Annotated in this window: 20 protein-coding genes and 1 riboswitch; of the genes, 12 read left to right on the plus strand and 8 right to left on the minus strand. The window is 73.3% G+C overall.

Annotated elements, in window-relative coordinates; all coding sequences use genetic code 11:
* Positions 1 to 40 precede the first annotated feature (40 nt).
* The 5 genes from ACIPN7_RS27420 to ACIPN7_RS27440 form a co-directional block, all read right to left on the minus strand.
* A complete protein-coding gene (locus ACIPN7_RS27420) occupies positions 41 to 724 on the minus strand; it encodes a TetR family transcriptional regulator (protein WP_400549961.1) in 684 nt (227 codons plus the stop codon).
* A gap of 96 nt (positions 725 to 820) precedes the next feature.
* Positions 821 to 2,110 (minus strand): uracil-xanthine permease family protein, encoded by a 1,290-nt coding sequence (locus tag ACIPN7_RS27425; RefSeq protein WP_400549963.1) that lies wholly within the window; start codon positions 2,108 to 2,110, stop codon positions 821 to 823.
* 66 nt (positions 2,111 to 2,176) lie between these two features.
* Positions 2,177 to 3,037 carry a serine aminopeptidase domain-containing protein gene (locus ACIPN7_RS27430; RefSeq protein ID WP_400549965.1) on the minus strand — a complete coding sequence of 287 codons (861 nt, stop codon included), beginning with the start codon at positions 3,035 to 3,037 and terminating at the stop codon, positions 2,177 to 2,179.
* 129 nt (positions 3,038 to 3,166) lie between these two features.
* The gene (locus ACIPN7_RS27435) at positions 3,167 to 4,096 is read right to left on the minus strand and encodes an LLM class F420-dependent oxidoreductase (RefSeq protein WP_400549967.1); all 930 of its coding nucleotides are present in this window, start codon (positions 4,094 to 4,096) and stop codon (positions 3,167 to 3,169) included.
* Positions 4,097 to 4,119: 23 nt separating this feature from the next.
* A complete protein-coding gene (locus ACIPN7_RS27440; protein ID WP_400549969.1) occupies positions 4,120 to 4,737 on the minus strand; it encodes a DsbA family protein in 618 nt (205 codons plus the stop codon).
* A 24-nt stretch (positions 4,738 to 4,761) separates the two neighbouring features.
* Here ACIPN7_RS27440 and ACIPN7_RS27445 point away from each other — a divergent pair, with 24 nt between their 5' ends.
* The 8 genes from ACIPN7_RS27445 to ACIPN7_RS27480 all read left to right on the plus strand — a co-directional run bounded on the left by ACIPN7_RS27445 (position 4,762) and on the right by ACIPN7_RS27480 (position 12,297).
* Positions 4,762 to 5,019: a hypothetical protein gene (locus ACIPN7_RS27445; RefSeq protein ID WP_400549971.1), complete on the plus strand. Its 258-nt coding sequence runs from the start codon at positions 4,762 to 4,764 to the stop codon at positions 5,017 to 5,019.
* A 10-nt stretch (positions 5,020 to 5,029) separates the two neighbouring features.
* Positions 5,030 to 5,779: a helix-turn-helix domain-containing protein gene (locus ACIPN7_RS27450; RefSeq protein ID WP_377219627.1), complete on the plus strand. Its 750-nt coding sequence runs from the start codon at positions 5,030 to 5,032 to the stop codon at positions 5,777 to 5,779.
* A gap of 81 nt (positions 5,780 to 5,860) precedes the next feature.
* A riboswitch (FMN riboswitch) is annotated at positions 5,861 to 5,996 on the plus strand.
* A 115-nt stretch (positions 5,997 to 6,111) separates the two neighbouring features.
* Positions 6,112 to 6,798 carry a nicotinamide riboside transporter PnuC gene (gene pnuC, locus ACIPN7_RS27455; RefSeq protein ID WP_400549973.1) on the plus strand — a complete coding sequence of 229 codons (687 nt, stop codon included), beginning with the start codon at positions 6,112 to 6,114 and terminating at the stop codon, positions 6,796 to 6,798.
* 19 nt (positions 6,799 to 6,817) lie between these two features.
* Positions 6,818 to 7,969: a Gfo/Idh/MocA family protein gene (locus ACIPN7_RS27460; protein ID WP_400549975.1), complete on the plus strand. Its 1,152-nt coding sequence runs from the start codon at positions 6,818 to 6,820 to the stop codon at positions 7,967 to 7,969.
* A gap of 50 nt (positions 7,970 to 8,019) precedes the next feature.
* On the plus strand, positions 8,020 to 9,240 hold the full coding sequence (locus ACIPN7_RS27465; RefSeq protein ID WP_400549977.1) for an acyl-CoA dehydrogenase family protein: 1,221 nt from the start codon (positions 8,020 to 8,022) through the stop codon (positions 9,238 to 9,240).
* 86 nt (positions 9,241 to 9,326) lie between these two features.
* Positions 9,327 to 10,736 carry a histidine kinase gene (locus ACIPN7_RS27470; RefSeq protein WP_400549979.1) on the plus strand — a complete coding sequence of 470 codons (1,410 nt, stop codon included), beginning with the start codon at positions 9,327 to 9,329 and terminating at the stop codon, positions 10,734 to 10,736.
* Entirely contained in the window at positions 10,724 to 11,383 is a 660-nt protein-coding gene (locus tag ACIPN7_RS27475; protein WP_400549982.1) for a LuxR C-terminal-related transcriptional regulator, read from the plus strand. Before ACIPN7_RS27470 ends, ACIPN7_RS27475 begins: the two co-directional genes overlap by 13 nt.
* Positions 11,383 to 12,297, plus strand: a complete 915-nt coding sequence (locus ACIPN7_RS27480) for a DUF4097 family beta strand repeat-containing protein (protein ID WP_400549984.1) — start codon at positions 11,383 to 11,385, stop codon at positions 12,295 to 12,297. The genes ACIPN7_RS27475 and ACIPN7_RS27480 overlap by 1 nt, the downstream gene beginning before the upstream one ends.
* Positions 12,298 to 12,327: 30 nt before the next feature.
* On the opposite strand, the gene ACIPN7_RS27485 is transcribed toward ACIPN7_RS27480, so the two are convergent.
* Positions 12,328 to 13,557, minus strand: coding sequence for an Nramp family divalent metal transporter (locus tag ACIPN7_RS27485; protein WP_400549986.1), 1,230 nt, complete (start codon positions 13,555 to 13,557; stop codon positions 12,328 to 12,330).
* A gap of 101 nt (positions 13,558 to 13,658) precedes the next feature.
* On the opposite strand from ACIPN7_RS27485, the gene ACIPN7_RS27490 reads away from it, so the two are divergent.
* From ACIPN7_RS27490 to ACIPN7_RS27505, 4 genes are all read left to right on the plus strand, one after another.
* A complete protein-coding gene (locus tag ACIPN7_RS27490; protein ID WP_400549988.1) occupies positions 13,659 to 14,975 on the plus strand; it encodes a hypothetical protein in 1,317 nt (438 codons plus the stop codon).
* A 160-nt stretch (positions 14,976 to 15,135) separates the two neighbouring features.
* Positions 15,136 to 16,281, plus strand: a complete 1,146-nt coding sequence (locus tag ACIPN7_RS27495) for a glycosyltransferase family 4 protein (protein ID WP_400549990.1) — start codon at positions 15,136 to 15,138, stop codon at positions 16,279 to 16,281.
* 1 nt (position 16,282) lies between these two features.
* Entirely contained in the window at positions 16,283 to 17,488 is a 1,206-nt protein-coding gene (locus tag ACIPN7_RS27500; RefSeq protein WP_400549992.1) for a glycosyltransferase, read from the plus strand.
* Between the two features lies 1 nt (position 17,489).
* Positions 17,490 to 18,383 carry an SGNH/GDSL hydrolase family protein gene (locus ACIPN7_RS27505; RefSeq protein ID WP_400549994.1) on the plus strand — a complete coding sequence of 298 codons (894 nt, stop codon included), beginning with the start codon at positions 17,490 to 17,492 and terminating at the stop codon, positions 18,381 to 18,383.
* On the opposite strand, the gene ACIPN7_RS27510 is transcribed toward ACIPN7_RS27505, so the two are convergent.
* Together ACIPN7_RS27510 and ACIPN7_RS27515 are read right to left on the minus strand one after the other, a co-directional pair.
* Complete coding sequence (locus tag ACIPN7_RS27510; protein ID WP_400549995.1) at positions 18,328 to 19,263, minus strand: NAD(P)-dependent oxidoreductase; 936 nt, start codon at positions 19,261 to 19,263, stop codon at positions 18,328 to 18,330. The two genes, ACIPN7_RS27505 and ACIPN7_RS27510, sit on opposite strands and share 56 nt — an antisense overlap.
* Positions 19,260 to 20,150, minus strand: coding sequence for an NAD(P)-dependent oxidoreductase (locus ACIPN7_RS27515; RefSeq protein ID WP_400549997.1), 891 nt, complete (start codon positions 20,148 to 20,150; stop codon positions 19,260 to 19,262). Before ACIPN7_RS27515 ends, ACIPN7_RS27510 begins: the two co-directional genes overlap by 4 nt.
* Between the last annotated feature and the right edge of the window lie 106 nt (positions 20,151 to 20,256).

Below are 20,256 nucleotides of genomic sequence, written 5' to 3' on the forward strand. Positions count from 1 at the left end.
CGTGGCAGGGCGGCGCCAGGGGTCGGCCGGCAGGGGCCGGTCAGCCGGAGGCAGGCGTGGGCGCCGGCCCGTCCTGCGACGGCGGGTCCGGCACGTACATGAGGTAGTCGTCGAGCATGCGGCGAGAGGTGAGGTATCCCTCGGTGAACAGCTCCATCATCGGCAGGTAGCTGCTGGTCAGATAGCGGCGGACGATCCCGGCGAGATCGTCGGGATCCTCCGGCGGGTTGAGCGTCACCTCGAGCAGCAGGGCGCCGAGGGCGGAGAGCGTGAGGTAACGGGCGCGGGCGGCCTCGTCCCGGCTGGGCACGATGACGCCGGCGGCGACCCCCTCGCGGGTGTAGCCGACGGCGTCGGTGACCATGTGGTCGATGAACTCCCGGGCCAGCCGGCTGCCGTCCTGCATGGACCGCAGGACGTAGCCGACCAGGCTCGCGTTCTTCTCCGCGGCCGCGAACTTCTGGAAGAAGCTCTGGTTCGCGGCCGCGTCGGCGACGTTCTCGCGCTTCTGCCGCCGGATCGTGGCCAGCACCTGCGCGTCGCACTCGGCCCGCAGCCGGTCCTTGGAGCCGAAGTGGTGCATCACGAGGCCGGCGCTCACCCCGGCGTCGGCGGCGATCGAGCGGATCGAGGCGCCGAAGCCCTCCACCGCGAACCGGCGGACCGCTGTGTCGCGGATCCGGGCGCGGGAGGTGAGGTCCTCGACGTCGTCGGCTGAACGCATGTTCAATATGCTAACCACGTGTTCAGCCGACTGTCCATACCGGTGTCAGACGTACAGGTCACCAGGGTGACCTGTACGTCTGACAGGTGGTGGGAGTCAGCCCTTGGCAGTACCGCGCCAGCGGCCGATGGCGCGCATGACGTGGTAGATGACCAGGGCCGACGCGGTGCCCAGCGCGATGCCGCCGAACTGCAGGTCGCCGGCCGTCCACGTGAAGTCCGCGATGCCGATGACGAGGGGCACGGCCGCCGTGGTCAGGTTCACCGAGTCGGAGAAGTCGACCTTCGCCTGCACCCAGATGCGTGCGCCGAGGATGCCGATCATCCCGTAGAGCATGGTGGTGACGCCGCCGAGCACGCCCTGCGGCACGGTGTTGATCAGCGCGCCGAACTTGGGCGACATGCTGAGCACCAGCGCGCCGAACGCGGCCACCCAGTACGCGGCCGTGGAGTACACGCGCGAGGCCGCCATGACGCCGATGTTCTCGGCGTACGTGGTGGTGCCGGAGCCGCCGCCGAGGCCGGCCAGCGTGGTCGCGAGGCCGTCGGCGAACAGGGCGCGGCCGGTGAGCTTGTCGTAGTCGCGGCCGGTCATCGCGGCCACCGACTTCACGTGCCCGACGTTCTCGGCGATGAGGACGAGCACGACCGGGAGGAACAGCCCGAGCACGCCCGGGTCGAACGACGGCGCGGTGAAGTGCGGCAGGCCGACCCAGCCGGCCTCCTTGACCTTCTCGAAGTCGACCTCACCGCGGGTCGCGGCGAACGCGTAGCCGATCACCACGCCGAGCAGGATCGCGAGGCGCCCGACGAGGCCCCGGAACAGCACCTGGATCAGGATGATCGAGGCGAGGGTGACCACGGCAGTGACGGGCGAGGCCTGGAAGCCGGTGCAGGCGCCCTCCTCGTCGCACGACCCCCAGGCCACCGGCGCCAGGTTGAGCCCGATGAGCGCCACGATCACGCCGGTGACCACGGGCGGCATGGCGACCTGGATCCAGCGCGCCCCGGCGAAGTGCACCACCACGCCGACGACCGCCAGGAGCAGGCCCGTGGCCAGGATGCCGCCGATCGCGACGGACTGGCCGCCCGACGCCGTGGCCGCGGTGATCGGCGCGATGAACGCGAAGCTCGACCCCAGGTAGCTCGGCAGCTTGTTGCCCGTGATGAGCAGGAAGAGGATCGTGCCGATCGCCGAGAAGAACAGCGTCGTCGCCGGGTCGAACTGGGTGATGGTCGGCACCAGGAAGGTGGCGCCGAACATCGCGACGATGTGCTGCAGGCCGATCCCGACCGTACGCGGCCAGCTCAGCCGCTCGTGCGGGGCGACCACCTCTCCGGGGGTGATGCGCGCGCCATCACCGTGCAGCGTCCAGCCGAGTCGCATTGTGTTGTCCTTGATCTCGCAACGGGAATGTCGCGCGGATCCTATAGGTCAACGGGTGCTGCCGGGTCAGCAGGTGCTGCGGTACTCGCTGATCTGCTCGTCCGGCTCCGGCGCGGGGCAGAGGAACCGGGCGTAGCGCTCGTCGTCGTCCACGTAAAGCTTGAGCCACGAGATGCTGTACCGGGCGATGGCCGCGTCGGGCAGGTTCGGCGCGTCGTGCGCCGCGCCGCGCAGCTCCAGGTAGGCCTTGTCGCCGCCGGCCGGGAGCGACTCGTACATCGGCTCGGCGTGCAGGCGCACCCGGGCGACCGTGTCCCGCTCGGCCCCGATCACCAGGGTGGGCGCGCTGACCTCGGGAAACGACTTGTCCACGTTCCACGGGGTGAGCGGCACGACCGCCCGCAGCGCGGGCCGGTCCTTGGCCGCCTCCAGGCTGCCTCCGCCGCCCATCGAGTGGCCCATCACGGCGAGCCGCGCGGGGTCGATCCGGTCCGCCACCGCGGTGCCCCGCAGCTGGTCCAGCGCGGCGAGGAGCTGGTCGCCGCGGCTGGCGGGCGAGTCGCCGCCGGTGAACGTGTCGATCGTCACGACGACGAAGCCCTGCGAGGCCAGGCGCGGACCGAGCCACGCGATGCCCGCCTGGGTACCCGTGTAGCCCGGCGCGACGGCGACCGCACCGAACGTGCCCTCGGAGGTGTCGGTCGGGTAGTAGACGGTGCCGCCGCCGAACCCGACGGCGGCGGCCCGGGAGATGACGGCGACGCCGACGTCGAACGAGCCCAGCGGCGCCTCGATGCTCGCCTCGGTCGGGTCCGGACCCCGCCGGAAACCGTCGACGGCGGAGGCAGCCGGGCCGGCGACGAGCGCTCCGGCGACGAGCAGGGCGGCGGCCAGGGAAGCACGGGCAACACGAGAAAAGCTCGGCATGACTTCTCCTGGGTGTGTCGCGAGGAGCGGCTGAGACGACCCTAGGGAACTTTCACCGCGACGGCCTGCGGAAGCGAACGGGCCGCCCCGCGAGTGGCGGGGCGGCCCGGAGGTCAGGCGGGAGCGGCGTCAGCCGAGCTGTGGACGCACCTCGCGCGCGACCAGGTCGAGGTGGTCGAGGTCCGCCAGGTCGAGCACCTGCAGGTAGACGCGCTCGACGCCCTCGGCCTCCAGGGCCTTGAGCCGGTCCGCGGCCTCGGCGACGGTCCCGGCGATGCCGTGCTCGCGCAGCTCGGCGGGCTCGCGCCCGATCGCGCCGGCGCGGCGGGTGAACTCGGCCTCGTCCCGGCCGATCGCGGCGACGAGCGCCACCGACTGGACGATCGAGCCGGGCGCGCGCCCGGCGTCGGACAGCGCCTTCTCGACCACCTTGATCCGCGGGCCGATCGCGCCGATCTCCGGGAAGGACTGGTTGTACTCGTCGCCGTACCGCGCGGCCAGGGCGGGCGTGCGGCGCGGGCCGCCGCCCCCGACGAGCACCGGGATCTTCGCCTGCGCGGGCTTCGGCAGCGCCGGCGAGTCGGTGACCTGGTAGTGCTCGCCCGAGAAGGAGAACTTCTCGCCCACGGGCGTGCCCCACAGCCCGGTGACGACGGCGAGCTGCTCCTCCAGGATGCCGAACCGCTTCTCGGGGAACGGGATGCCGTACGCGGCGTGCTCGGCGGCGAACCAGCCGGTGCCGAGGCCCAGCTCCACGCGGCCGCCGGACATCTGGTCCACCTGCGCCACCTGGATGGCGAGCACGCCGGGGTGCCGGAACGTCGCCGAGGAGACGAGGGTGCCGAGCCGCACCGTGGACGTCTCGCGGGCGAGGCCGGCCAGCGTGATCCAGGAGTCGGTCGGGCCGGGCAGGCCGTCACGGTCGCCCATGGCGAGGTAGTGGTCGGAGCGGAAGAACGCGCTGAACCCGAGCTCCTCGGTCGCGCGCGCGACGGCGAGCTGGTCGTCGTAGCTGGCGCCCTGCTGGGGCTCGATGAAGATACGCAGGTCGAGAGTCATGTTTCCTCTGGTGCCGGTGGTGGTCAGTCGAACTGGGGGTCGGTCGTGCGCGACCGCTTGATCTCGTAGAAGTACGGGTAGCGCGCCAGCGCCACGGAGGCGTCGAACAGCGCGCCCGCCTCCTCGCCGCGCGGGATGCGCGTGAGCACCGGACCGAAGAAGGCCACGCCGTCGACGTGGATGGTGGGCGTGCCGACGTCGTCCCCGACGGGCTTCATGCCGGCCTCGTGGGAGGCGGCGAGCTCCTCGTCGTAGTCCTCGGACGTCGCCGCGTGGGCGAGCTCCGCGGGCAGGCCGGCCTCGGCGAGCGCCGCGACGGCCACGTCGTCGAAGGCCTTGTCCTGCTGGTTGTGGATGCGCGTGCCGGCGGCGGTGTAGAAGGCCGAGAAGGCCTCGGGGCCGTGGTCGGTCTGCACGGCCGCGGCGATGCGGCCGATGCCCCGGGAGCGCTCGATGCGCGCCCGGTAGTCGTCGGGGATGTCCCGGTCCTTGTTGAGCAGGTAGAGGCTCATCAGCTTGAAGGTGAGCTCGACGTCGCGGATCTGGGCCACCTCGAGGGCCCAGCGCGACGTGATCCAGGCGAAGGGGCACATGGGGTCGACGTAGACGTCGACGACGGGACGGGCTGCGGTCTCGGTCACGCGCAGCAGACTACGCTCAACCGCGTGACCGGGATCCGATGGGGAAGCCTCGCCACCGTCGTGGGTGGCGGGGTGATCTTTCTGGTGTGCCTGGTGGGGGTGATCCTCGGCCACCCGTGGTCCGCGGTACCCGGTGTTCTCGGCCTGTTGATGGCCGTGCGCGAGGTGCGCTACCTGCGCAGACTGCAGTCAGGGAAGATCTCCGGCAAACGGGAAAATTCGCATCATGAACCGCATTCTTCGCTCAAAGACTCTTCACGGTGGCCGGGGGGCACGCGGTAGCCTGCCTGGCATGACCGCCGTCCGTACCCACACGCACGCGCAGGCAGTCGACGCTGCGGTGGACCTGTTCACTCGGCAGGGGTACGAGGGAACCACCGTCGAGGAGATCGCCGACGCCGCGAAGGTGAGCCGCGCGACGTTCTTCCGCCGGTTCCGCTCGAAGGAGGACGTGGTCTTCGCGGACCACGAGCTGCTGCTCGAGGAGGTGGTGGTCATGCTGGCCGCGACCCGCCCCGATGCGCGGGCGAGCGAGGAGTCCGGCCACGACCTGGGGCGCGCGTGGGACCCCGACGTCGACCCGTACCTCGAGGTGTGCCGCGCGGCGCGCATGGTGTTCGACCACCACGTGGGCCAGCGCGAGACCTCCCTGGCCCGGTACGCGCTGCTGCAGCAGGTCCCGGCCCTGCGCGACCGCGAGCTCATCACGACGCACCGCTACGAGCGGGCGTTCACGCACTACCTGCGCGACACCCTGCCGCCCGAGCGCTCCGCCTCCACGGCGTCGATCGCGTTCGCGGCCTCGGTGGTCGCGGTGCACAACGCGATCCTGCGGCGCTGGCTGCGCACGCCGTCGCTCGAGCTGCGGCCCGAGCTGGAGGAGGCCTTCGCCGACCTGCGGCGCGCCGCCGTGCTCGGCACCGCCGCCAGCCCCCTGGCCGACGACGGCACCCCGGTCACCCGCCGCGTCGTCGTCACCGTCGTCGAGGGGGTGGCCGGGCCCGACGAGGTGGCCCGCGCCGTCCGGGACGCGCTCGTCTGACGACCGGACCCGCGGTACTTCCGGCCGGGAATGCCGCCGTGGCATCCTGTGTTCCGCTAGACATCGTGCAGCAGCAGTTGCACACGTGCTCCGGGGTCGGTGAAATTCCGAGCCGGCGGTGATAGTCCGCGACCCGGGTGCTCCTTCGGGAGAACCCGGTTGACCTGGTGAGATTCCAGGACCGACGGTGAAAGTCCGGATGGGAGGAAGCACGTGCGGCGCGCGCCGTCGACCCCTCGGGGTCCCCGGCACCGTGTCGTCGTCGGCGCCCTCGTGGCGTGCCGGCCCTCACCCCGGAGTCCCGTGTGCGGACTTCGGAAGAGGGAAGAGACATGGACTGGTTCCGCGCCGCCTACGACGCGACGTTCCTGGTCGGCGACCAGCAGATCTACTGGCGCGAGGTCATCGGCAACCTGTTCGGCCTGACCTCCGCAGTGGGCGGCCTGCGCCGCAAGGTGTGGGCGTGGCCGGTGGGCATCGTCGGCAACATCCTGCTGTTCACCGTCTTCATGGGCTCCTGGTTCGGTGAGACGGGGCGGGCCGACATGCTCGGCCAGGCCGCCCGGCAGATCATGTTCATCGCCGTCTCGATCTACGGCTGGTACCGCTGGCGGCAGACCCAGCGGGCGGGCGGCGCCGGCACCGTCGCGGTGCACCCGCGCTGGGCCTCGTGGCGGGTCCGCATCGGCCTCGTGACCGGGATGCTCGCCGGGACCCTGCTCCTGACCCCCCTCTTCCGTGCCCTCGGCTCGTACGAGCCGGTCTGGGCCGACGCCTGGATCTTCACGGGCTCGGTGCTCGCCACCTACGGCATGGCCAAGGGCTGGGTCGAGTTCTGGCTGATCTGGGTGGCCGTCGACCTCGTGGGCGTCCCGCTGCTGTTCTCCGCCGGGTACTGGGCCACCGCGCTGATGTACGTGATCTACGGGGCGTTCACGCTGTTCGGCTTCTTCGCGTGGTGGCGCATCAGCCGCCGGGAGAACGCCGGCCCGGACCGCACGGCGGTCGCGACCGCCTGATCGCGTACCGTCGGCGCTCGTGAACGCACAGGAGCGTACGGCCAGGATCGGGATCGTCGGCTCGGGCTTTCGCGCCCGCACCATGCTGCGGGTGCTGCACGCCCTGCCGGACCGCTTCGAGGTGGCCGGGGTGGCCACCCGCAACGCGGCGGACCGCGAGGCGCTGGCGGCGCGCGGTCTGTCGGCCGCCGGGCTGGCGGGGCTGCCCGCCCCGGTCTTCGCCTCGGTGCGGGAGCTGGTCGACGGCGGCGCCCCGGACCTGGTGCTGCTGACCCTCCCCGCGGGCGCGGCCCAGCCGGTGGTCCGCGAGCTCGCCGCCGCCGGCGTCCCCGCGCTCACGGAGACGCCGGCGGCCGGCACGGTCGAGGAGCTGGCCGCGCTGCAGCGGCTCGTGGACGACGGCGCCTGCGTGCACGTGGCCGAGCAGTACCACCTGGAGCCGCTGGTCGCGGCGCAGCTCGCGGTGGCGGCGTCCGGCCTGCTCGGCGCCGTGACCGACGCGCACGTCGCCGTGGCGCACGACTACCACGGCATCAGCGTGCTGCGCCGCGCCCTGGGCGCCGGCTTCGAGGACGTCGAGATCACCGCCCGGCGGGACGCCCGCCGGGTGCTGCCGAGCCCCAGCCGGGCGGACGACCCCGACGACCTCGCCCTCGTCGACACGGTGCACGCGACCGCGTGGCTGGACTACGGCGACCGCCTCGGCACCTACGAGTTCGACGACGTCCAGTACCGCTCCTGGGTCCGCTCCCCCGCCCTGCTGGTGCGCGGCGAGCGGGGCGAGCTGCGCGACGACGTCGTGCGCCGCGCCGGTGCCGACGGCCTGCCCCGCCGCTCCGCGCTGGAGCGCGTGGCCGCGGGCGGCGCCGGCAGCCACGAGGGCCTGTTCCTGCGCGGGTACACGCTCGACGGCGAGTGGCTGTACCGCAACGCGTTCCGCCCGGCCCGCCTGCCCGACGACGAGCTGTCGATCGCGCGCATCGTCGCCGACATGGCCGACCACGTGCTGCACGGGGCGCCGCCGCCGTACTCCGTGGCCGAGGCGGCGCAGGACCAGTACCTCCAGCTCGAGGTGCGGCGCGCCGCGGCGTCGGGCGAACGGGTGCGGACCCGCCCGCAGCCGTGGGCGCACGGGCGCGCCTGCCGCCACGCCGAGACCTCGATCGGGTGAGACGTAGTATCGCTTGACCTGAGATCCGGTACCGGCGCACCATGGGAGGCATGACTCAGACCCCCGGGGTGACGGCGCCCGCCTACGACGTCTCACAACCGCTCGACATCGACTTCGCCGGCGTGTTCGCCGACATCACGGCGGAGGAGCGGGCCCAGCAGCTCGCCGTCCGCCAGTTCGTGCAGGACGAGGTGCTGCCTGTCATCGACGGCTACTGGGAGCGGTACGAGGTACCGATGGACCTGGTCAAGCGCATGGCCGAGCTGGACTTCCTGCGCGACGGCGTGGACGTGCCCGGCTTCCCGAAGATCTCCAAGATGGCCGAGGGCCTGTCCGCGATGGAGATGTCGCGCGGCGACGGCTCGGTGACCACCATCTGCGGCGTGCAGGGCGGCCTCGCGCTGCGCTCGATCGTGATGCTCGGTTCCGACGAGCAGGTCGAGAAGTACGCCGGCCCGATGGCCCGCGGCGAGATCCTGGGCGCGTTCGCGCTCACCGAGCCCACGCACGGCTCGGACTCCGTGGGCCTGGAGACCTCCGCCGTCAAGGAGACGCGCGACGGCGTCGAGGGGTACGTGATCAACGGCGAGAAGAAGTGGATCGGCTTCGGCTCGATCGGCGACATCTCCGTGGTGTGGGCGCGCGGCGAGGACGGCCAGGTCCACGGCTACATCGTGCCGCAGGACACCCCGGGCTACGAGGCCACGACCATCCAGGGCAAGCTCTCGCTGCGCGCCATCCACCAGGCGCACATCGTGCTGGACGACGTGTTCGTGCCGGCCGACAGCCTGCTGCCGAAGTCCCGGTCCTTCAAGGACACCGGCCGCGTGCTGTTCGCCACGCGGCTCGGCGTCGCCTGGGGCGCCGTCGGGCAGGCCATCGCCTGCTACGAGACGGCCGTGGCCTACTCGAAGCAGCGCGTGCAGTTCGGCCGCCCCCTCGCGGCGAGCCAGATGGTGCAGGAGCGCCTCACGAAGATGCTGTCGATCCTCACGCAGATGCAGCTCCTGGTGAAGCAGATGACGCGGCTCGACGAGGCCGAGCAGCTCACCGGCCCGCAGGCGTCGCTCGCCAAGTACACGTGCACACGCGGCGCACGCGAGATCGCGTCGATCGCCCGCGACCTGCTCGGCGGCAACGGGATCCTGCTGGAGAACCGCGTGGCCCGGCACTTCGCCGACATCGAGGCCCTGCACACCTACGAGGGCACCGAGAGCATGCAGGCCCTCATCATCGGCCGCGAGATCACGGGCACCAGCGCCTTCGCCTGAGCCGTGCGGAGGTAGGGAAAACCCCACCCGCACCCGGTGGGGTCACTCAATGTGCCGGGGGCGCCGGTCCGCCTAGTGTCGTGTCCATGACCAGCGATGACGGCCCGACGCCGGCGCCCCCGCCCCCGCCCCGCACCCTCGCGGACCAGGTGGCCCCCGCGCTGACCTCGGGCGCGGGATTCCTCCGGGGCCCGTACGACCCCGCGACCCGGCGCGCCCTCGCCGCGCTGGCCGTGGGCTGGATCTGGCACCTGACGGCCGGCCTGACCCTCTGGATCCTCGTCCTGGTCTCGGCCGGGCTCGTCCCCGCGCTCGGTCTCGGGGTACCGATGCTCGCCTTCTGGCTCGTCGTCGCCCGGCGGTTCGGCACGGCCGAACGCGCCCGCGTCGCCCGCCAGACCGGTGTCCGGATCCCCGCCCCGCGGCCGACGCCCGCGCCGGTCCGCCCCACGTTCTGGTCCCGGCTGTGGGCGCCCGTCCGCGACGACCGCGCCTGGGCCGCCACGCTCCACGCCTTCCTCGGGATGCTCACCACCTGCGTGTTCTTCTCGGTCACCACCGCCCTGGCGGCCGCGGCTGTCGCCGCCGTCGCCTTCACGCTGGTGGGCCGGGACAGCGCGCTCGCGCAGTGGTCCGGCCTGCCCTGGCCGGCCACGGTCGTCGGCGCCCTCGGCGGCGCCGTCGTGCTCGTCTGGGCGGCGGCCGCCCTCGCGCAGTACGGGTCGTACCTCATGGTGCGCCTCGCGACGGTCCTGCTCGGGCCGTCCGCGGCCGAGGTGGCCCATGCCCGGGCCGCCGCCGCCGAGCGGGAGACGCGTGCGGCCGAGGCCGCCGCGCACACCGCCCGCGAGCGCGCCGTGGTGCTCACCGAGTCGCGCACCGCGGCGGTCTCCGCCGCCGACACCGAGCGCCGCCGCATCGAGCGCGACCTGCACGACGGCGCCCAGCAGCGCCTGGTCGCCCTCGGCGTCGAGCTCGGCGTGGCCCGCCGCCTGGCCGACAAGGACCCCGAGCACGCCGTCGCGGCCCTGGAGCTCGCGCACCGCGAGATCAAGGAGACCCTCGCCGAGCTGCGCGACCTGGTGCGCGGCATCCACCCCGCCGTCCTCTCGGACCGCGGGCTCGACGCGGCCCTGTCCGCGCTGGCGGGCCGCAGCCCGGTCCCGGTGCGCGTGGAGGTGACGGGCGACCTCTCGCCCGCGAGCGCGGCCGCGCAGGCCGCGGCGTACTTCGTGGTCGCGGAGGCCCTGACCAACGTGGCCAAGCACGCCGGGGCGGACATGGTCCTGGTGCACGCGAGCCTCGTGCCCGACGACCACCCGGCACGCCTGCGCGTCGCGGTGTCCGACGACGGCCGCGGCGGCGCCGAGCTGTCCGCAGGCAGCGGGCTCGCCGGACTGCGCGGCCGGGTCGCCGCCCTGGACGGCACCTTCGAGCTCGACAGCCCGCCCGGCGCGGGAACCCGCCTGACCGTGGAGGTCCCGTGCGCATCGTGATCGCGGAGGACTCCGTCCTCCTCCTGGACGGCCTGACCCGCCTGCTGGTGGCCGAGGGGCACGAGGTGACGGGGTACGGCACGGCGGACCGGCTGGTCCTGGCGCTGTCGAAGCCGGACGCCGAGCTGCCCGACCTGCTCGTCACCGACGTCCGCATGCCGCCGTCGCACACCGACGAGGGACTGCGCGCGGCCGTGCACCTGCGCAGCCTGCACCCGGACCTGCCGGTGCTCGTGCTGTCGCAGTACGTGGAGCAGAGCTACGCGAGCGAGCTGTTCGCCCGCGGTGCGCGCGGCCTGGGCTACGTCCTCAAGGACCGCGTGGCCGACGTCGACGAGTTCCTCGACGCGGTCGCCCGGGTGTCCGGCGGCGGCACCGTCGTCGACCCCGAGGTGGTCTCGCAGATCATCGCCCGCCACCCCGGCTCCGACCTCGACGTCCTGACCCGCCGCGAGCGCGAGGTGCTCGCGCTCATGGCCGAGGGACGCTCCAACGCCGCCATCGCGGACCGCCTCGTCGTGGGGCTGGCCGCGGTGGAGAAGCACGTCACCAACATCCTGACCAAGCTCGGCCTCCCGCCGGCCGCCGACGACCACCGCCGGGTGCTCGCCGTGCTGCGCTGGCTCGACCAGAACGGATCCCGCTGATGACACAGCCTGTTCCCGGCAGCTACCCCCAGGACGCCGGGTACGCACCCGGTCCCCCGCAGCGTGGTGCGACCGCCCGCGTGCTGACCACGCTCGGCGTGGTGCTCGGTGTGGTCGTCGTCGGCTTCGGGGCGCTGTTCCTCGTCGACCTGATGATGTCGGAGACGAGGACCAACCACTTCTCCTACGACGCCGTCGGGACGGTGGAGCTGGTGACCGACGGAGACGTCAGCGTCACCGCCGCCGAGGGCGGCATCGAGGTCGACGCCATCGCGCACAGCGGGCTGCGGCACCCCACCTACTCGGACGAGGTGTCGGCGAACCAGCTCGTGGTCACCCACCGCTGCGGCTGGTCGATCCTCCTGCCCCGCTGCTCCGGCGAGCTCGACGTGACCCTGCCCGCCGACACGGAGGTGGTGGTCCGCAGCGAGAACGGCGACGTCGTCGCGAGCGGCGTGGCCGGCGACGTGTCGCTGCGCACGAGCAACGGCCGGGTCGAGGCCGCCGACATCGCCGGCCAGCTGTTCGCCCGCTCCAGCAACGGCGACATCACGGTCGCGAACGCCGGCGCCGACGTGGAGGTCTCGACCTCCAACGGCGAGATCTCCGTCGACGACGTGGACGGCGCGGTCACCGGCGACACCAGCAACGGCCGGATCACCATCGACTCGGTGACGGGCAACGCCTCGGCGACGACCAGCAACGGGTCGGTGGAGATCTCGGCCGTGGCCGGGAACGTCGAAGCCGTGACCAGCAACGGCCGGGTCACGGTGCACGGCGACGGCGAGCCGGTGGCCCTGACGATCCAGACGTCGAACGGCAGCGAGACCATCGAGGGGCCGACCGACCCCGACGCCGAGCGCACCGTCGAGATGCGCAGCTCGAACGGGGACGTCGCCTACCTCGACGAGTAGGCGGGCCGTCACCCCGGCCCGCCGCCCCGCTCAGCCGGTGAACGTGAGCCAGAGCAGGGTGACGTTCAGCGCCACGATCACGCCCGCGACCACCCAGGCCAGCACCTGGGTGGTCACGGCGTTCCGGTGCTCGCCCAGCAGCTCGCGGTCCCGGGTGAGCCGCACGAGCGGGATCATCGCGAACGGGATGCCGAAGCTCAGCACCACCTGGCTCACCACCAGCAGCCAGGTGGGCGAGATCCCGGTCATGAGCAGCACGATCGCGGGCAGCAGCGTGACCACACGCCGGGTCAGCAGCGACACGCGGACCTTCAGCAGGCCCGACATGATCTCGGCCCCCGCATAGGCCCCCACCGACGTGGACGCGAGCCCCGAGGCCAGCAGCCCGACGGCGAACAGCACGCCCACGACCGGCCCGAGCGTGCCGGCGATGGCGGCGTGCGCGCCCTCGATGGTGTCGGTCCCCTCCCGGCCCGCCAGGTTCGCGGCCGCGAGCAGCAGCATCGCGATGTTCACGCTCCCGGCCAGGATCAGGGCCAGCACCACGTCGACGCGGGTGGCGCGCAGGATGCGCGGCACCGACGTGGACGGGGCGTGCAGGTGGTCGCGCGCCAGCGACGAGTGCAGGTAGATCGCGTGCGGCATCACCGTGGCGCCGAGCATCGAGGCGGCCAGGAGCACGGAGTCGGCACCCTCCAGGCGGGGCACGAGGCCGGCCAGCATGGCGGCGGGGTCGGGCGGCGAGAAGAAGAGCCCGGCGCAGAAGCCGACCGTGAGCACGGCGAGCATCGAGGTGACGACGCCCTCGAAGGCCCGCTGGCCGCGCCGCTGCTGGATCCCCAGCACCAGCAGGGACACCACCCCGGTGATGACGCCGCCGAGCACGAGCGGCACGCCGAACAGCAGGTTGAGCGCGATGGCGCCGCCGATCACCTCGGCCAGGTCGGTCGCCGCGGCGACGACCTCCGCCTGCACCCAGTACGCCAGGCGCGCCGGGCGGGGCAGCCGCTCCCCCAGCACCTCGGGCAGCGACCGGCCGGTCACCACGCCGAGCTTGGCCGACAGGTACTGCACCAGCACCGCCATCGCGTTGGCCGCCACGAGCACCCAGACGAGCAGGTACCCGAACCGCGCGCCCGCGGTGAGGTTCGCGGCCACGTTGCCGGGATCCACGTAGGCGATGGCCGCCACGAAGGCGGGTCCGAGCAGGACGAAGAGACGGGCGCGGCCGGTCCGTGGCTGCACTGCGGTGCGAGTCATCTGGGCTCCAGAAAGTTCGGGTACCCGAACTCTAACTCGCGAATGTCCGAACTTGTACCCGTCCCGGCCGATCGCCGACGCGATCCTCGATCAGTGCAAAGATGTGGCCCGTGCCGAGCCCGTCAGACCTGTCGACATCGCCCAAGGCCGTGGGCCAGGACATCCTGCGGTCCGCCATCCGCGTGCTCTCGTCCTGGCCGGCCCTGTGGGTCGCGTTCGCCCTCACCCACGCCTGGATCATCTTTCAGACCTGGGTCTTCGGGGGGCAGATCCTCGGCGACGTGAACCTGTACGAGTGGTGGGTCCGCAACGGCATGAACACCGGCTCGTGGCCCGTGTTCACCTACGCCTGGGTCTACCCGCTCGGTGCCCTGGGCCCGATGACGGTCCCCGCGCTGTTCACCGACACCACGGTCGCCTACGGCTGGGTGTGGATGGGCATGGTCACCGCCGCCAACGCCGGGGCCGTCGCCCTGCTCGGCCGGGCCAAGCCCCACGGGCGCGCCGCCGTCTGGTTCTGGCTGTTCTTCCTCGTCATGCTCGGGCCCATCTGGATCGGGCGCCTCGACGGTCTGCTGGCACCGATCATCCTCGTCGCGCTGCTCATCGCGGTGCGCCGGCCGGCGCTCGCGATGGCCCTGGCCACCGTGGGCGCGTGGATCAAGATCGCCCCGGGCGCGGTGGCCCTGGCGCTGGCCGCCACGGCCAGGGACGCCAAGGCCTTCCTGCGAAACGTGGTGCTGCCGGGCGCGGCGGTGTCCGCCGTCGTCATCGGCATCGCCTTCGCGGGCGGCGGGCAGGACAACGTGCTGGACGTGTTCGGCGAGCAGGGCGACCGGCAGCTCCAGGTCGAAGCCGTCGCCGCCACACCGTTCACGGTGGCCCGGCTCTGGGACTCCTCGATCCAGGTCGAGTACGACGACGTCATCTTCACGTACGAGGTGCTCGGCGACGGCGCCGACGCCGTCGCGCAGGCGCTCGACGTCGCCCTCCCGCTCGCCGCGGTCCTGATCGCGGCCCTGATCTGGTGGGCGGCCCGGCGCCGGCCCGAGCGGGTCGGGGACATCCTGCTGGTCGGCGCGGCCGCCGAGCTGCTCGCGCTGATCGTCTTCAACAAGGTGGGCTCACCGCAGTTCATCGCGTGGATCGGCCCGCCCGTCGCGGCCGCGATCGCGCTCGGCAGCCGCAGCCAGGGCACCCGGCGCACGTGGTTCGTGCCCGCCGTCGGCACCCTGGTCGTGGCCCGGCTGACCATGGAGATCTACCCGCTGCGGTACGGCGAGTTCCTGGGCGGCTGGCCTTTCGCGACGAGCGTCGGCGCCCTGCGCAACGCGCTGCTGGTGGCCCTCCTGGTCGGCGCGCTCGTCCGCCTGTCCCAGCTCGCCTTTGCCCGCAAGGTGCCGACCAGAACGAGTTGAGGGTCACTTCAGGGGTGTTCCCCATGCCAGGGGCCTGGTGGCTCCGCTACGGTCAGGATTGTGACATCGTGTGTAGCGGTTACCGTCTCGACGCCACCCGTTCCCCGACTCGCCGCACGGAGGACTTCGTCCGGACATCGACGACCGGCAGGTTCGTAGCGTGCGAGTAGCCATCGTTGCGGAGAGTTTCCTCCCGCAGGTGAACGGGGTCACCAACTCCGTCCTGCGGGTCCTCGAGCACCTTCACGAGCGAGGGGACCAGGCCATGGTCCTCGCGCCCGACGCCGACGCGTCGATCGGCCACGTCCCGCCCTTCGTGAGCGGCGCCCCCGTGGTCGAGCTCGGCTCCATCGGCTTCCCGGGGTACCCGGACGTGCGCCTGGTCGTGGGCAAGAAGTGGCGCACCGAGCGCACGCTGGCCACGTTCGCGCCCGACGTCGTCCACCTGGCCTCCCCCTTCATCCTCGGCTGGCGCGGCATCCTCGCCGCCGAGCGGCTGGGCCTGCCGAGCGTCGCCGTCTACCAGACCGAGGTGCCCGGGTACGCGGCACGGTACGGCCTGGGCCACTTCGAGCCGCTGCTCTGGAAGCGGGTCAAGGACATCCACGAGCGCGCGACGATGACGCTCGCGCCGTCGACCGCGACCATGCGCCAGCTCGAGAACCACGGCATCCCCAACCTGCGCCTGTGGGGCCGCGGCGTCGACACGCGCGCGTTCCACCCGCAGTTCCGGGACGAGGCCTGGCGCCGCCGGGTCGGCGCCGGGCGCGAGATCCTCGTGGGCTACGTGGGCCGCCTGGCCGCCGAGAAGCAGGTCGAGGCGCTGCGCGTGGTGCAGGACCTGCCGAACGTGCGCCTCGTGATCGTCGGCGACGGGCCCGAGCGGGACGAGCTGCGGCACATCCTGCCGGCCGCCCACTTCACCGGGCTGCTGCGCGGGGCCGAGCTGTCGCGGGCGATGGCGAGCCTCGACGTGTTCGTGCACCCGGGCGAGCTGGAGACCTTCGGCCAGACGCTGCAGGAGGCGCACGCCAGCGGCGTCCCCGTCGTCGCGCCCGCCGCGGGCGGCCCGCTGGACATCGTCCGGCACTCCCACGACGGCTGGCTGTACCCTCCAGGTGACCACGAGGCGCTCCGCGCCCGCGTCGTCGACCTGGTGGGCGACGAGCGCAAGCGGCGGGCCTTCGGGACCGCGGCGCGCGAGCGCGCCGAGGGCCGCACGTGGCACGACATCTGCTCCGAGCTCATGGGGCACTACGACGACGCGATCCGGGTGCACGCGAGAGCCGGCTCAGCGGAGGTATAACTTGCGAATCGTCCACGTCGCGAACTTCTACAGCCCTCGTTCCGGGGGCATCCGAACTGCGATGCACGCCATGGCCGGGCAGTACCTCTCCCGGGGGCACGAACCCGTGCTCGTCGTGCCGGCCAGGCGGGACGGAGTGACGCACGTGGACGGGGTGCGGGTGGTCAGCCTGGCGGCGCCACGCGTGCCGTTCTCCGGCGGGTACCGCGCCGTGGTGCGGCCCGGCAAGATGCGGGGCCTGCTGGAGACGCTGGCGCCCGACCGCCTCGAGGTGAGCGACCGCACCACCCTCGCCGGCCTGGGCGACTGGGCCCGCGAGGCCGGAATCCCGTCGCTGATGATGCTGCACGAGCGGGTCGACGGCGTGCTGCGGTCCTGGCTCCCCGGCGGCGCCGAGGGCGGCTGGGCGGCCGACTTCGGCGCGGCCGCGACGCCCGCGCTGGCCGACCGGTACAACCTCGCCACGCTCACCCGGTTCGACCGGCTCGTGGCCACCACGCACTTCGCCGCGGGCGAGGTGGAGCGCCTCGCCGAGCGCATGCGGGGCACCACGCTGCCGCCGCTGTACCGCGTGCCGCTCGGCGTCGACCTGGAACGCTTCCGGCCCGACCGGTACTCGGCCGAGGCCCGCGCCGAGTACGCGCCGCCCGGCACCGCGCTCATCGTGCTCGCGAGCCGCCAGTCCACGGAGAAGCGGCCCGACCTCGCGATCGACGCCGCCGCCCAGCTCGTACGCGACGGCCGCCCCGTGCGGCTCGTCGTGGCCGGCTCCGGACCGCTCCTGCCCAAGATGCGGCGCCGGGCCGAGGCCGCCGGGCTCCCCCACCGGTTCCTCTCGTTCATCCCCGACCGCGACCGGCTCGCAACCCTGCTGACCTGCGCCGACGCTGTCATCGCCCCGGGGCCGATCGAAACGTTCGGCCTCGCGGCGCTGGAGGCCCTGGCCTCGGGGACGCCCGTGGTCTGCAGCTCGTCGAGCGCACTCCCCGAGGTGGTCGGCACCGCCGGGGCCGCCGCCCCGCCGGAGGCGTCGGCGCTCGCCCTCGCCCTGCACGAGGTGCTCGACCGCGACGTGGAGGTGCGGCGCAAGGATGCCCGCGCCCGCGCCGAGCTCTTCCCGTGGAGCGCCACCGGCGACGCGATGCTCGACCTGCACTCGCGCAAGGCCTTCGACCTGGCGGACGTCGGCACCGGGGGGCGACGGTGAGATGACGGCGCCGGCGGGACGCGAGAGCTGCTTCCGACTGGTCGCCCTCGGTGACTCGATCACCGCGGGCGTGGGTGACACCGTCGGCCCGGACGCCGCTCACGGCCCCGGCTGGGCCGCGCACCTCGCCGCCGTGCTCGGCGTGGCGGAGTTCTCGAACCTCGCCACCAACGGCGCCCGCTCCCGCGACGTCGCGGACACCCAGCTCGACGCCGCGCTCGCGCTCCGCCCCCGGCTCGCCACCGTGCTGGTGGGCGGGAACGACGTGCTGCGCAGCGACTTCGACGCCCGGTTCACGCTCGCCGACCTGCACCGCTGCGTCGGCGAGCTGCGCCGCGCCGGGACCGACGTGGTGCTCGTGCGGCTCCCCGTGATCGGCCTGTTCGAGCTCACGCCCCGGCTGGTCCGGCACGTGATGCGGCGCCGGGTCGCCGCGATCAACGCGGCGGTCGACGAGGTCGCGGCGTCCGCGGGCGCGGCAGCGACGGCCGCCGCGGACGGCCGCGTCGTCGTGATCGACGCCGCGGCGGCGATCGCCCCGGCCGGGGCGAAGGCCTGGCACGTCGACCGGGTGCACCCCTCGCCCGCCGGGCACCGGCGGCTGGCGCTCGGCGTCGCGACGGCGCTGGCGGACCTCGACCCGGCATACGAGGTGGCCGCCCGCGCCGCCCGGCTGCCCGCGGCGCCCGACCCGCCGTCGGCGCGGCAGCGACTGGTCTGGCTCCTGCGGGCCGGGCTGCCGTGGTGCGTGCGCCGGGGACGGGACTTTCTCCCGGGCCTGCTCCGCTCCGTGGTGCACGACCTGCGGTCGGAGCGGGCGTTCGAGCCCGGGAGCATGGTCACGAGCCTCGCCGACTCGGGTCTGGACCCCCGCCGGAGGATCGGCCGGGGCTGACCGGCCGCATGGCGTCGATGATGCGCGTCCAGTTGTCGCCGCCGTGGCCGTGGTCGCGGGCCCACGTGTAGTACGCCCGGACGGCGGCGGGCAGTCCGGTGTCGACCCCCGCGGCCTCGCTCGCGGTCACGATGTGGTCGGCGGTCGCGCCCATCATCGTCACGGTGCTCAGGTGGCCCGGGTGCTCGCCGGCCTCGAGCTGCGCGGCCGGGTTCTCGCCGATCTCCAGCATCTCGGCGGTACCGGACAGGGTCTGCACGAGCTCCGGCAGCGCCGCCGTCGGCCGCACGCCCGCGGTCTCCAGCAGGGCCGTCGCGTGCATCAGCGCGGCGAGCGACGTGAGGAACACGTCGAGGTTGGCCTGGTACATGAGCTGCGCCAGCCCGGGGTCCGCCCCGAGGTAGCGCGGCGCGCCGATCGTGCTCAGCGCCGCCCGGTGGGCCTCCAGCAGCTCGGCCGGGCCGCTGTAGTAGACGTACGCCGCCTCCGTGCCCACCATCGGGGCGGGGTTCATCACCCCGCCGGTCAGGAAGCGCGCGCCGTGCTCCGCCGCCCAGGCGGCGCCCTCGCGGGACCGGTCGGGCGAGTCCGAGCTGAGGTTCACGAGCGTGCGGCCCGCGAGCGCCGTGGGCGCCGTCGTCGTCGCCGGTCCGAGGATGTCGTACATGGCCTGGTAGTCGGTGAGGCTGAGGATCACGAGCTCGCTCGCGGCCACGGCGTCGGCGGGCGTGGCCGCGAGGTGCGCGCCCGCGGCGACGACGTCCGCGGCGCGGCCGGGCGTCCGGTTCCAGACGGTGACGGGGTGGCCCGCGGCGAGCAGCGACCGGACCATGGCCTGGCCCATGGGCCCCAGGCCGATGAGGGTGACGGGGGCGCTCATCGCACGACCTCCGCCCGGCCCGCCCGGAGGCTCTCGTAGAGTCGTGCGAACCCCTCGGCGCCGTGGCCGGCCGCTCTCTGGCGGCTGATGAGCTCCTGGACGGCGGCGACGGGTGCGGGGTCGACGCCCTGTTCCTCGCTGGCGCGCACGATGTGGCCGAGGTCGGAGAAGTCCAGGCTCTGCTGGCCGGCGACGGTGTAGTCGCCGCCGTCGACCACCGCGGCGTCGTGGGCGAAGCCGGCCGTCATCGCGCTGAGGAACGGCGTGGCGCGGGCCGCGAACTCGGTGGCGCTCACGCCGACGGAGCCGACCATCGCGGCCCCGTGCAGGAAGCCCGCGAACATCGTGTACATGCCCGAGAGCATGGCGAGGTCGTACAGGGAGGCCAGGCCGCTGTCGGCGCCGTCGTACGTGCTGGTGGCCCAACGGTCGAGCACGGGCCGGGCGGCGTCGAACACCTCGGCGGAGCCGCTGTACAGGATCGACGCCTCGGCGGTGCCGATCATCGGCGGGGTGGCCATGACCGCGCCGTCGAGGTAGTCGACGCCGTGCCGTGCCGCCCACTCGGCGAGCTCGCGGGCCTCGTTCGGCGTGGTGGTCGTGAGGTTGACCAGCGCGCTCCCTCGCATGGTCTCGACGACCGGGTCGAGCGTCTGGTGCACGGAGGCGTGGTCGAGCAGGCAGGCCACGACCAGCGAGTGCGCGGTCACGGCACCGGCGACGTCGGACGGCGCCGTGGCCCCGCGGGCGACCAGGCCGGCGGCGCGGGCGGGGGTGCGGTTCCAGACGGTGGTGGGATGGCCGGCGTCGAGCAGCGCGGCGGCCAGGGCGCTGCCCATCGCGCCCAGTCCGAGCACCGTGACGCCGGTGCGTGCGGGGGTGGTCATCGGGGGATCTCCTCAGGTCGTGGGGACCTGACCATGCTCACCGGGCGACGTACCATCGCGGAAGTACCCACTATTTACTGGGGTACTTACCTTTTGGTACGTACCC

This window comes from Promicromonospora sp. NPDC090134, assembly GCF_044746965.1.
In the GTDB taxonomy this organism is placed as follows: domain Bacteria; phylum Actinomycetota; class Actinomycetes; order Actinomycetales; family Cellulomonadaceae; genus Promicromonospora.